A 12,916-nucleotide genomic window follows, 5' to 3' on the forward strand; every position below is an offset into this window, starting at 1 on the left:
ACTAGTGGATCGACAAAGATTGGCGACTTTCTTTGTGGAATTTCGCGTGTGATTCCTCGTTCCTCATAATGACAGAAGCATTGTCTTCTTCTTTATTGACAATCAGATTTATTGTTTTTACATGTCCCATTTTTTCTAAAAAATAGTCTGATTTTTTTGATTTTTGTATTTCAAAAAGATATAAATTTAATACGATTTTACGCTATCTAAATTTTCTTTTTCAAATGAAAAAAATCTTGTTTTTTGCATTCATTTTTACTCTTTTTTTCTCTTGCTCCAACAAAATTGAGAATGTTGAGAAATCTTTTTATTACTGGAAAAGTAACAGCTGGAGTTTGAATTCAAGGGAAAGCCAGGTTTTAAAAGATTTAAAAGTCAGGAAATTGTACATTAAGTTTTTTGAGATTGATCATAATGAAGCTTATGGGGATTTTCCTGTTTCCAAAACGTCTTTGCGTTTTTATCAAAAGGAAGATTTTCTAATTGTTCCAACAGTATATATTAAAAACGAGGTTTTTAAAAATACGAATAGGGAAAGGATGGATACACTGGCCAATAATGTTGCTTTTTTGATTAATAAATATGCTAATGAAAGATTTGAAGGAGCTATTGCGACAAAGGAATTTCAAATGGATTGTGACTGGACTTTGACAACAAAAGATAATTATTTTTATTTTTTGAAGAAATTGAAGGCCGTTTCCAAAAAAGAAATTAGCTGTACGTTGAGATTATATCCTTACAAATATCCCGAAAAAATGGGCATTCCTCCTGTAGACAAAGCAACTTTAATGTGTTATAATTTGATAAATCCTTTAGGGAATCATTCTAAAAACTCCATTTTAGATATTGAAGAATTAAAACTATATCTCAATAAAAAACGAAAATATCCCTTGCATTTAGATATTGCACTTCCTACTTATTCTTGGATGCAGGTATATAAAAACGATCATTTTTATACAGTGATTTACGACGGACAGAAAGAGATTTTAAAATCTTTGAAAGAAATTAAACCTTTATGGTATGAAGTCACAAAAGATACAGTAGTTGATAATTTTTATTTAAGAATTGGAGATAAGATTAAATATGAAAATCTGACTTCAGAGAAAATTAATGAAGCCATCAAAGTAATTAAAAAAAATGTAGACTTTGATATGAACACTACAGTAACATTATTTCATTTAGACGAAGAACAATTAAGCAATTACAGCAATGAAGAACTTTCTGGGTTTTATACTAATTTTAGTAAGTAATAGCATTTTTGCTTGTGGTTTTTATCCGTTTGGAGAAGAAATCCGATATTCATTTTTTAATCCTTCCAATTTTAATTACTATTCTTATTCAGAATTTAATTATTCTTATAATTCATTCTACCCAAATATAGACGGAGTGTATCCAGAAGGCTCAATCGATGAGAATGAAAACCTTTGGATAAAATATTGTCGGAATAAAGTTTCTATCGAAGCTATACGAAGCATTTTATATGATTTTAATGAAGAAGAGATTAATGAAAAATCTTCGAATGAAATGCTTCTGTATTTTTATAAAACTAAAAATATAGAAGCTATAAATTATTTGAAGTTTGCTAAAAACTGCGAACCTCTTAATGGAATGTATGGCGATCCATGGGAAAAAAAGGAAGGAGCTGCAATGCCAAAGAGAAAAGATCTAATAGATAAAGCAGTAGCGATTTCTAACAAGGTTAAAGATAAAGAAATCCAATTGCGATATACTTTTTTGGCTATTAGACTGGCTTATTATAATAATGATTTGGAACAAATCAAATCATTGTATGATACTATTTTTAAAAACCAAAAAAAGAAAGACATCCTTAATTACTGGAGTTTATATTTTAGGACACTTGTAGAAACTGATAAAGCTTTAGCAAATTTTTATGCGGCACAGGTTTTTGTAAAAGCCCCAGATAAACGTTTTATGATTTCTCAGGTTTTCAACTCCAAAATTTCATTGGAAGATGTTTTAAAGTATGCTAAAAATGATGAAGAAAGAGCCAATGTTTACTTTTTAGCAGGTGTAAAAAAGAGCGATCAAGCCTTGTTTTGTTTAGAGAAAGTCTATCAATACAATCCAAAATTTGAAGGCCTTTCTTTTTTGTTGCTGAGAGAAATTAATAAAATTGAGGATTGGGTTTTTACACCTTATTATTCTTTATTTAATCCAGCAGTTTCAAAATATGATTATTGGTCAGACGATGCAAATAATTCGATAAAAGATGTTTTAAATAGAGTTGAAAATGATAGGGTTTATGCTGGCAAAGTGTTGCAATTTGTAAGCAATGTAAAACTTAAAAAAATCAATGACCCAATTTTATGGAAGTTAGGAAAGTCTTATTTATCTTTTGTAACAAAAAACAACCAAAGCTGTTTGAATGAAATTGCCGTTGTAGAAAAGGAAATTTCGAAAACAGATCCTCTTTATAATCAAATAAAAATTATAAAAGCATTAGCCTTAACTGCCAATCAGGAAAAAGGAAAAGCTGTTATTTTAGATGCAGTAAAACCAATTCTGCTTGAAAATCAAAAAAATAGAAAATTTTTATTTGCTATTGGAAGGGAATTAGAATACAAACAGAATACATTGGATGCCGCTTTTTTATATTCAAAGCTCAATGAAGTTGTGACAGAGCCTCGTGATTATTCTGAAAATAATACAGCGGTTTGGAAAACTTTAAAAAACAAAAGCAATTCGTATAGAGATTTTTATTCTGATTATTTCGAATATATAGATGTGATTTATTCGCCAGAACAAGTACGGGAAATAGTAGAACAGATTGAAAATAAAAGAGAGAAGCTAGATTCATTTTCAGAATGGAAGCAAAGCTATCTTAAAAAAGAAATTTCAAGATTATACGATTTGATTGGAACAAAATACATCCGTCAGAACAATCTCAAACTAGCCTCTGAATATTTTGGAAAATTGGATATTGAAGAAGTTGCCAGTTACGCAGATTGTTTTTGGGAAAAGCCAAATTGCAAAGAATCAGATATGTTTGATGCAAATCCGTTTTTTGTCCTTAAGTATACTCCTGAGTTTATTAAGCAAGAAAAGTTCTTTAGATTAAATAAAAGAAGCATTACGGAACATTTGATGTTATATCTTAAAAAGGCTTCTGATCCTAAAGAATTGAATAAGGACTATTATTATTTTTTAGCAGCGAATGCTTATTATAACATGACACAAAATGGAAATTCATGGATGATGCGCCGTTATAATTGGCATCATTATGTTGATGATACTCCTTTTGAAGATGAGAAAGAATATTTTCAAGGTAATTTAGCACAGCAATATTATCTTTTAGCGTTAAAGCATGCTAAAAATGATAAATTTAAAGCCTTATGCTTGAGAATGATAGGAAGATGCGAAAAAAACAAATTACAATATCAATACCCTGATGATTACGATAGCAAAATTGAAAATTATGATGATTTTCTTTTAAGTAAAAATAAATACTATCAGGATTTAAAATCAAAATATGCAGATGATTATGTTGATCTAATGTCTGATTGCAGTTCTTTTGAAGAATATTTTAAGGCGAGAAGATAGATTTGCTTTATGATTAAACCCGACAGGTTCTAAAAATCTGTCGGTTTTTTATATTTCGTAAAAATTATCTTTTATATAGAAAACGGTATCTATAAATTGAAGAATGCCATTTTCGGTCAATACATTTTCGTCGTGAAGATCTTCAAGAATAATCCCTAAATCAGGATTATAGTAGTCGTTATTTTTTGTATTAAAAAATCCGTTTACAAGCATAAACTTTTTTACAACTTCTAGATCTGTTGGCTCAGTTGCTTTAACAAAAGGTTGTTCAACAACTGCATATATGATGTCTTCATTTTTGAAAAAGCCTAATAAATTGTATGCTGTGTCTGGGAAAAAGAAGTTATTTAACAATAAATTATTGAAGTAATCTATCCAAGAATGATAATAAATAGAGTCATTAAGTTTGATTACATGCTTTCCATCTTTTAAATAGACTTTTTGTTCTGCTCCTTCAGAAATATAATTATCAAGATTGATATCTAAAATCCAAAGACTGTTTAATTCTATAAACTTTTCTAAGGTCTCTTTTTCTTGTTTTTTGAAATGCTTGAATTCTTTAGCCATTGTACTTGCGCTTTGGCTTCTTCTAAGGTAACTGGCTGCTGCTTGGATAGTTGTTCCATGCTTAACTTTGCTCTTTCCTGAAATGATAAGTTGTAATTCATGTTTCATATTGTTAAATACAAAAATAGTGCATTTTATCAAAAAATAAAACAAAAGTAAGTTTTGTATTACTTTTTGTTTTTGTCCAAAACCCAAAACAAAGGATAAGAAACAATCGTAATCGCAACAATAATAATAAAACTTTTAGGATCGCTGTAAATGAAACCTGCCAGTAATGCGATAGAAAATATGATCGCTAATATCGTTGTCCACGGATACCAGAATGATCGGTAAGGTCTTGGTAAATCTGGTTCAGTTGTTCTTAGTCTTAAAAGGGAATAATAGGCGAGTCCCCAAACAATTATAGAGATAAAAGCGGCGAAAGAAAACAACACTTCAAAAGAACCAATACAGATTAAAAACAAACTAAAAAGAGATGAAACCAAAAGCGCTACAATTGGTGTTCCGCCTTTATTGACTTGTGTTCCCTCTTTGATGAAAAATCCGTCTCGGCTCAATCCGTAGAGAATTCTTGGCGGAATCATCATAAACGCGTTCAGAATACTTATTAAAGAGAAAATAGAAATTATGGTAACGATTTTAGCACCATTTTCTCCAAAAAGTATTTTAGCAACATCGGCTGCAGCCAAATTTGATTTTGCCAAAGTTTCGATTGGCAATACATGAAAAAATGCAGCATTTACTAGAATATAAATTACGACAACGAGTAAAACTCCGCTATATAAAGATTTCGGAATGTTTTTGCTTGGATTATCATTTTCTTCAGCAAAAAAGCAAACGGCATTCCAGCCGTTATAAGTTCCTATAATAAGCTGTAATGACTTAAAAAAGCCAAAAATAATTCCGATTTGAAAGAAGGAACTATTGGTTTTGATTTTTGGAACTTCAACTCCTGAATACATAAAACATGCAATTACCAAAGCCACAAAACAAATCACTTTTAAGAAACTTGTGATTTGCTGAATCACACTTCCATTTTTGACACCGCTTAAGTGCAACAAAACAAATGCGACTAGTAATGAGATTGAAATTACGATGGAATAATTGGCAAGTGATGGAAATAGAATTATAGTATATTCACTAATTACAATACAGTAAAAAGCAGGAGGGATGGCATTGACAATATAATCAAACCAGCCAGATAAAAATCCAGCATATTCGCCCATAGCCCTTTTGATATAATTATAAGAACCACCAGCTTTTGGTAACATTGTTGCCAACTCAGAATACGAATTAGCTCCCAATAAAACATATAAACCTCCAAAAAGCCAAGAAGCAAGAATTAGCCAGTAATTATCTAATAGTCCTGCGATAGAACCCGGCGTACGCAGAATCCCGACACCAATTGTGCCACCAATTAATACAGCAATGTTAAAACTTAAACCCAGTGTTTTTTTTAATTGGTTTTCTTTGGAATGGGACATATGGGGAATTTAAAATTAAAATGGTTTTAAAGACAAAAGTACTTATAAATGAAGAACATTTTTTGACAAAATAAAAAACCTCACCTTTTGCAAGATGAGGTTTGACCTTTAAAAAAAAATCTAGAAAAATACTAATTCAATATTTTAGAACTTATAACGCAAACTTGTCATAACCTGACGAGGCGCTATTGGGTTCACACTGTAATTTTCGTGAACAGTATAGTTTAATTCGTTTGTGATGTTTGATAATTTACATAAAATAGAGATTTTTCTCCAAGTATATCCTGCCGAAGCATCGATTGTAGTGTATCCTTTCAATGGAATTTCTCTGTGGTAGATTCCGTCAGGATATTTGGTAAGATCTGTGCTGTATTGATCATTCCAGCCGCCCAAACGATCACCAATATAATTTCCTATTGCTCCAACAGAAACACCTTTAAGAAAACCATCTGGTATGGTGTAATAGAAGCTTAAATTTGCTGTATTTGCTGGAGTTCTTACAAGACGATCACCCTCAATAAAACTTCCGTTTAAACCAGATGTTTTAGTATAACGCATATCATTATAGCTGTAACCAGCAACAATACTTAAACCTTCAACAGGTCTTGCAGTTACATCAATTTCGACACCTTTACTTTTGGTTTCACCGCTTAACACTTTTACATTTGTATCCGTATTTAAACTTCCGTCGGCTTTAAATTCAGCTGTTTGTGCTAGATTGCTATTTGTAATTTGATAAACAGTAACGTTTGTGCTTAACATTCCTTCTAAGAAATCTGTTTTAATACCAGCTTCATATTGGTCAATAATAGATGGCTCAATTGGTTTTAAATCAGCTGTAGTTCCTGTGTTTGGAGTAAACGATGTAGAATAACTTGCAAATAACGAAACATCTTTTCTTGGCTGATAGATCAAACCAAATTTTGGAGAAAATGCATTGTCTAATTTCTTAGCACCCACTGTTGGTACTGCATTTTCAGGACTTACTGTTTGTTTTCCTGAAACCAAAGTTTCTTTATAAGTCGTAACTTCAGCTTCCTGCCATGACCAGCGTATACCAGCTAATACTTTAAATTTTTCTGTAATTGAAATCAGATCTTGGAAATAAACACCAAAACGATTGGTTTCTGTTTTTGCAATTTGAGTTGCCCTAGCATTAGGAATATCATTTCTCTGTGTTGATGGGTCAAAATTGAAAAGATTGATTGTATCATAATTCGCAGGAGTAAAAGCAAAAGTGTAAGCCGTTGCAAAAGAGTTTTCCCAGTCGGCACCTGTAAAAATTTGATGTTTGACAGATCCTGTATTAAAATTCCCCTGAAGACTTAATTGATCTCCTAATATTTGTTCTAAGTTATCATTTTGAACTAATGGTCTTGTCCAATCACCGCTTGCACTTACTGAAGATAGTTGCGCTGTAGATTTTGATGCTCTATCATAGCTTTGGAAAGAAGAGTTAAAGTTTAATTTCCAGTTTTTATTGAAATCATGATTTAATAATACAGAAGCACTTGACGATTTAGTTGTACCATTAGACCAAAGAGATCCATAAAATGTATTACGAGGTAAATCCAGAATTTTTGTGCCAATAATTCCTGTTCCAAAATCTGGAGTCCAATCTGCACTTAAATAATCTCCTTGAAGAGTAATTTGTGTTTTAGGATTGATTACGAAAAGTAAGGAAGGGTTTATATACAAACGCTCGTTTTTTACAACATCTCTAAAACTTTCCGAATTTTCATAAGAACCATTAATTCTAAAAGCAATAGATTTAGTAAGACCGCCATAAAAGTCAAAAGCTGGTTTATAATAAGAAAAGCTCCCCATTTGCATTGATACTTCGCCACCAGTTTTAAATTGAGGAGTTTTAGTAACAAGGTTAAGGATTCCCCCTGGAGCTACATTTCCAAATAATAGGGCAGAACCTCCTTTAAGAAATTCTACTTTATCTAAACCGGATACATCTGGAATTGATCCTGCATTATAGCGGAATCCATTTTTAAACATATTATTGGCAGACATATCATAACCTCTTGAGAAAAAAGATTCCTGAGCGCCACCTCGAGCAGAACCCACATAAACACCATTAGCATTTTTAAGAACTTCACTTAATCGGATAGCTTGTTGCTGCTCGATAACTTCAGAACCAATAACTTGTATTGACTGTGGATTGTCCATTGGTTTTAATCCAGAACGAACTGCCGTTACAGGTTTAGGTTCTTTGGTTTTGGTAACCACGACCTCATTCAGAATTTCTCCTTTTTTATTTTTTACAGTATCGGTTACTGAAGAAGTAGTTTCATTACTTGAATAATCTTGACCGTAAGAGACAAAGCTCAATAATCCTAGTGCTAATAGTAAATTATATTTCATGATATTTATTTAGATTCAATAAAAATTATTGACTGCAAATATAAATACACATGATCTTTAACATGAAATTATGAAGTGGTTTTCTTACTTAAACCTTGCTTAGTTCTTTCTTAAGATTTGCTTAATGTTTTTCTAATGATATTTTAATTTTGTATTAATTTTCAAAAAAAACCTTGCCGTTAAGCAAGGTTTATTGAATTGAAATTAAATCTAAGAATGAAATTTTCTAAAATTATTTTACTGCAATTTGGTAAGTAGCCATTTTCCAGATTTCATCGTATTTTTTACCATTATGATCTCCAGAAGCTTTATCAGTGTGGGCATATTCTACCATGTAATTTCCTGACCAGATTGGAGTAAAAGAGAACTCTCCTTTATCGTTTGTCCATAGTTCTTTTTCCCATCCGTTTGGAGCAATTACTTTAATCTTTGCTTCTTTGGCTATAGCACCTTCATAAGAAGCTACTCCTGTAATTTTAGTATCTTTTTTAGCTGCATCTGCATTTTCTGAGAAAACGGCAATTTTGTTTGTGTTAGCTGTAATATTATTTCCTGCAGCTTTGTTTCCAACAACTACAGTTGCACTTGAGTTATAATCTAATTTCATTGTGCCATAAACATCTTTTACAGTATGCTGCATTACAATAGTGTAAACTCCATCTTCTGTTGGAGTAAAGAATGCTTGGTATTTATTGTCTAAAGCCTTAGAAGTAAGTTTAGTTTCTTTTTTTGAAGGAGAAATAACGACTAAAGTGAAATCTTTTAAATCTGAAAACCATTTATCGGCTTTTGTAATGTCATTATCAGAGAATTCTCCAAAGTAAATAGAAATTTCCTGAGCTTTACCTTTTGTTCCTGTAGCTTTTGTTTCAATCCAAAGTGCATGAGCAAAGATTTGAGGTGTGGCAAAAAGCATTAAGAATAAAAAAGTTAATGTTTTTAGTGTATTTGATTTCATAAGATCAAGTTTAAATTAGTACAATGATATTTTTTACAAACATAAGTGTTATTTAGAATAATTAAAAATAAAAGACAAGAAAAAACCTCAAAATCATTTAGTACTAATGAATTTTGAGGTTTTTGTTGAAAATAAAAAATGGACTTAAAGTTTATTTTATGACCCTATAGATTTGAAACTAAAAACAGCAATTATAACGTTTTTATTAATAATTGCTTATTTCTTAATTATTAACAATAGATTTCTTTTTCTTGTTATTTCTTCCCCACCAAATTAGAAAGCCTGTTATAGGTAAACTAGCACAAATTAAGCTGGCAAAAAAGGCAAGTACTTTTCCTGGAAAACCTAATATGCTGCCAACATGCAGATCGTAATTTAGGAATCTGAATTTCTCACCGTTGCTTTTGTCTTTATACTTTATTGTTCGAAGAGGTTTCGCAGTATATTGATCATAATCTGTAGCGGTATCATCAAAGCGGCTTTTGTATCTGATAAAGGTGTTGTAAGTCGCAAGTGAATCAGTTTCTTTTGGAAGAAAGAAATAATAGCTTTTGGCCTCAGGATGAGTTTCTTTTACAGATGCATAAATTTTGTCAAGCGGTCTATTTTTGTTGTATTGAGTAGTATCAGAAACTACTTTTTCTCTTTTGAATGTTTTTCCTCCATTAAATAACCATTGCAAACCTTTATCATAAGATTGAAATGCCCAAACCAATCCTGTAAGTGCAATCAATAACGCAAAAAACATAGAATAAAACCCAAGAATATTATGTAAATCGTAGTTTTTTCGTTTCCATTTTGTACTGTTTTTCCATTGAAACCAAAAACGCTGTTTAACAGCCTGTTTATTTTTTGGCCACCAAAGAATAAGCCCGGTAATTAAAGAAATGATAAAGATAATGGTAGCTGTTCCTGTAATGGGATCTCCAATTTTGCTGTTTAGGCATAATGTCTGATGCAGCATTCGAACAAAAACAAAAAACTCGAAATTAACATTTTCCTGTTTTTTAACCGCTCCACTATAAGGATCTACATAGAGATAAGTGCTTTGATATTGGTTCCAATACCAAAAGGCATCTGGATTTAATTCTTCATAAAACCAGACAATTATGGTGCGGTCATCTTCATTCAGGATTCGGCATCCTGAAATAGATTCTTTTGGGTTTTTGTTGGCTTTTTTTGCAATTTCTATGATTTGGCTCAGAGGAAGTTTTTTTTCTTTTACCTGATCTACGTGATAGTAATCATGAACAATAGGACGCAGTTCCTCTTCAAAAGAATACAAACATCCCGTAATACCCAATATAACTACAATTAAGCCAGATGCTAATCCCAGCCATAAGTGAATTTTAAGAATGAGTTTTTTAAAAGTCATAAAAGTAATTCTGATTGTTATAATTAAAAGCGCCTCAATTTTATAAATTGAGGCGTCAGTTTAATTGTTTTTAGGTCTTAAAATTTGATTGTCAGGTTTGCTAACAAGTTGGCTGGTGCCATTGATGAACCCCAGAAATCCCAGTATTTTTCGTTTGTAATATTGTTGAATTTTAAACCTAATCTCCATGTTGGTTTTTCATAATATACAGTTGCATTGTAAACGGTATAAGAAGGCATATAAATTAAATTATTTGCAGTAAAGTAATTCTTGTCGATATAGTTTGCACCTGCACCAATACCTAATCCTTTCAATTTATTTTGGAAAGTATAAGTAGTCCAGAAGTTAACTACATTCTCAGGAGAACTTGTCGCTTTTTTTCCTTCAATAGTTGGATCAGATGCTCGTACAATTCGGTTGTCATTATAAGCATATCCACTTACAATACTAAGTCCGTTAAATGGAGTTGCCATTAATTCAAAATCAACACCTTTGCTTACTTGTTTACCATCTTGGATAGTATATCCAGCATCAACTCTTGTAGCATTATCAATGGTAATGTTGTAGTAACTAATAGAGCCGCTTAATTTCTTATTAGACGTTTCGGCTTTTAAACCTCCTTCATATTGTACCGCATAAATTGGATCTAAAACTAATAAGGTTTGATCAGGCTGTGTCACAGGTGCCATATTCTGGAAACCATTCATGTAATTTGCGAATACAGAAACTTGACTTTTTACAATTTCATATACTAATCCAAATTTTGGAGAAAGTGCTGTTTGGCTGTAACCCTCAACAGTTCCCACTTTTGCTCTTTCAAAATTATCCAAACGCAAACTTAACATTGCGGAGAATTTGTCTGTAAAATTGATAACATCACAAGAGTAAGCACTAATTGTTTTTTGGTCAGCAACCGCAGAAGTTGTCAGGTTAAGACCAGCATCAACTGCTTTTCTTCTAATAGGAGCAAAAGGAGTTGTAATATCAATATTATCAAGTGTAAAAGTTGATCCGCCTGAGAAGTTTGAAGTATAAAGTCTGTAGTTTACACCAGCAAGGAATTTATGTTTGATGCTTCCAGTTGAAAACTGTCCGTTAATGTTTTCCTGAATATTAGTATAGTTATTAAAGATAGGTCCCCAAAGTCCAACTCTTCTGGCTACTTGTGTTGGTGAACTCCATACTGCATAACTTTGATAACTGCGTTCTACATCTTCCCCTACAAAAGAGAATACAGTTGTAGATTTCCAGTTTTCAGATATTTGATATTCAGCTTGCCCAAAGAATTTTGTAGCCGTTGATTTGGCATCGTTATCATCATGGAACATAGACTTTTTGTAATCGATTTGAAGTTGGCTAGGGTTTGTTATCCCAGAATTTGCGTCATAAGTATTATATGTACGTCTGGTGTTGTTTACATTGTAAAGTTCTGCATCGAAGTTAAAAGTAAGTTTTTCCGATGCTTTATAAGTTAAGCTAGGAGCGAAAAGAAGCGTATTGTTGAAACCATAATCAAGGAAGCTTTTTTCTCTGTGAACTCCCATATTGATTCTGAATAAAACTGTTTTTTCCTGATTTAAAGGAGTGTTAACATCTACAGTTAATCGGTTTAAATTGTAGCTTCCAGCCGTGTAAGATACTTCGGCAGCAGTAGTTTCAAAAGGTTTTTTTGTAACAAGATTCACTACACCTCCAAAAGAAGACACTGAAGAACCAAATAAAGTTCCAGAAGGGCCTTTCATGATTTCAATACGCTCTACGTTACCAAGATCAACAGAAGAACGTCCAGAAACTGTTTCCATTCCGTTACGAGCATTAACTCCAATAGAAAATCCTCTGAAAATCATTCCAACTCCACCAGATGGGTAACTAATTGACACAACCCCTGGTGCGTTCATAACAGCGCCTTTTATATCTACGGCAACCTGCTGTAATAAAAGTTCTTTTTGGATTACACTGTAGACCTGCGGGTTTTCAATGTTGGTTAAAGGCATTCTGGCAACATAATCTGTTTTTTTAGATAATATGCTTTTTTTGCCATTTACAACAACTTCTTTTAATTCTTTGTTAGAAACTTTTAGCTGTAAATTAATATTTGATGTCTCACTTTCTGCTACAATTACTTCACTTTCTGAAGTTTCGTAACCCGTTAAGGAAACTTGTAAAGTATAGGTGCTTGGTTTAACTCTGTTGAATTCGAAGTTTCCATTTTCGTCAGAAACAGTCCAATATTTTGAGTTTTTTAAGATCACATTAACTCCAGCAGCTAATTCGCCGTCTGAAGTGGTGATGGTTCCTTTAATTTTTCCATTTTGTTGGGCAGATACGATTAAGAACGAAAAGACAAAACTAATTGTCAATAGAAGACGTAATGTCTTCGGATTAAAATATTTCATTGGTTTGTAAAATTGGTTTATAAAGATATTTTATTTAGAATAAATAAAAATAACACAAATGTATAGATAATATTTTCTTTAACAAATATTATTTTTAAGGATTCACTAAGCATTTGTTAAGATTATTTTAAGAAAAGCAAGAATATTCTTCAGGTCTTAATTGGAAAAGAAATTCAAGTTTTTGTGAAAAAAGAAAAAAGTA

8 protein-coding genes are annotated in these 12,916 nt (G+C 31.8%); 2 read left to right on the forward strand and 6 right to left on the reverse strand.

Features of this window, described 5'->3' with window-relative positions:
* Positions 1–224: 224 nt before the first annotated feature.
* Positions 225–1,250 carry a hypothetical protein gene (locus tag P2W65_RS12340; protein ID WP_289665898.1) on the forward strand — a complete coding sequence of 342 codons (1,026 nt, stop codon included), beginning with the start codon at positions 225–227 and terminating at the stop codon, positions 1,248–1,250.
* Positions 1,210–3,561, forward strand: a complete 2,352-nt coding sequence (locus P2W65_RS12345; protein ID WP_289665900.1) for a hypothetical protein — start codon at positions 1,210–1,212, stop codon at positions 3,559–3,561. The genes P2W65_RS12340 and P2W65_RS12345 overlap by 41 nt, the downstream gene beginning before the upstream one ends.
* A gap of 48 nt (positions 3,562–3,609) precedes the next feature.
* Here P2W65_RS12345 and P2W65_RS12350 read toward each other — a convergent pair whose 3' ends face one another.
* From P2W65_RS12350 to P2W65_RS12375, 6 genes are all read right to left on the reverse strand, one after another.
* Complete coding sequence (locus tag P2W65_RS12350; RefSeq protein ID WP_289665901.1) at positions 3,610–4,236, reverse strand: putative polyvalent protein kinase domain-containing protein; 627 nt, start codon at positions 4,234–4,236, stop codon at positions 3,610–3,612.
* A 59-nt stretch (positions 4,237–4,295) separates the two neighbouring features.
* Positions 4,296–5,612: an APC family permease gene (locus tag P2W65_RS12355; RefSeq protein WP_289665903.1), complete on the reverse strand. Its 1,317-nt coding sequence runs from the start codon at positions 5,610–5,612 to the stop codon at positions 4,296–4,298.
* Positions 5,613–5,756: 144 nt separating this feature from the next.
* Positions 5,757–7,985 carry a TonB-dependent siderophore receptor gene (locus P2W65_RS12360; RefSeq protein ID WP_289665905.1) on the reverse strand — a complete coding sequence of 743 codons (2,229 nt, stop codon included), beginning with the start codon at positions 7,983–7,985 and terminating at the stop codon, positions 5,757–5,759.
* Positions 7,986–8,217: 232 nt separating this feature from the next.
* Positions 8,218–8,943 carry a DUF4198 domain-containing protein gene (locus tag P2W65_RS12365; protein ID WP_289665907.1) on the reverse strand — a complete coding sequence of 242 codons (726 nt, stop codon included), beginning with the start codon at positions 8,941–8,943 and terminating at the stop codon, positions 8,218–8,220.
* Between the two features lie 223 nt (positions 8,944–9,166).
* Positions 9,167–10,318 carry a PepSY-associated TM helix domain-containing protein gene (locus P2W65_RS12370; RefSeq protein WP_289665909.1) on the reverse strand — a complete coding sequence of 384 codons (1,152 nt, stop codon included), beginning with the start codon at positions 10,316–10,318 and terminating at the stop codon, positions 9,167–9,169.
* Positions 10,319–10,395: 77 nt separating this feature from the next.
* Complete coding sequence (locus P2W65_RS12375) at positions 10,396–12,714, reverse strand: TonB-dependent receptor (RefSeq protein WP_289665911.1); 2,319 nt, start codon at positions 12,712–12,714, stop codon at positions 10,396–10,398.
* Positions 12,715–12,916: the final 202 nt, after the last annotated feature.

This window comes from Flavobacterium panacagri (genome assembly GCF_030378165.1).
Taxonomy (GTDB): Bacteria; Bacteroidota; Bacteroidia; order Flavobacteriales; family Flavobacteriaceae; genus Flavobacterium; species Flavobacterium panacagri.

What these genes read in the sequence shown, in the direction of transcription:
- P2W65_RS12375 (WP_289665911.1), bottom strand. Translation starts at nt 12,714, where the DNA reads ATGAAATATTTTAATCCGAAGACATTACGTCTTCTATTGACAATTAGT.
- P2W65_RS12345 (WP_289665900.1), top strand. Translation starts at nt 1,210, where the DNA reads ATGAAGAACTTTCTGGGTTTTATACTAATTTTAGTAAGTAATAGCATT.
- P2W65_RS12355 (WP_289665903.1), bottom strand. Translation starts at nt 5,612, where the DNA reads ATGTCCCATTCCAAAGAAAACCAATTAAAAAAAACACTGGGTTTAAGT.
- P2W65_RS12360 (WP_289665905.1), bottom strand. Translation starts at nt 7,985, where the DNA reads ATGAAATATAATTTACTATTAGCACTAGGATTATTGAGCTTTGTCTCT.
- P2W65_RS12340 (WP_289665898.1), top strand. Translation starts at nt 225, where the DNA reads ATGAAAAAAATCTTGTTTTTTGCATTCATTTTTACTCTTTTTTTCTCT.
- P2W65_RS12350 (WP_289665901.1), bottom strand. Translation starts at nt 4,236, where the DNA reads ATGAAACATGAATTACAACTTATCATTTCAGGAAAGAGCAAAGTTAAG.
- P2W65_RS12365 (WP_289665907.1), bottom strand. Translation starts at nt 8,943, where the DNA reads ATGAAATCAAATACACTAAAAACATTAACTTTTTTATTCTTAATGCTT.
- P2W65_RS12370 (WP_289665909.1), bottom strand. Translation starts at nt 10,318, where the DNA reads ATGACTTTTAAAAAACTCATTCTTAAAATTCACTTATGGCTGGGATTA.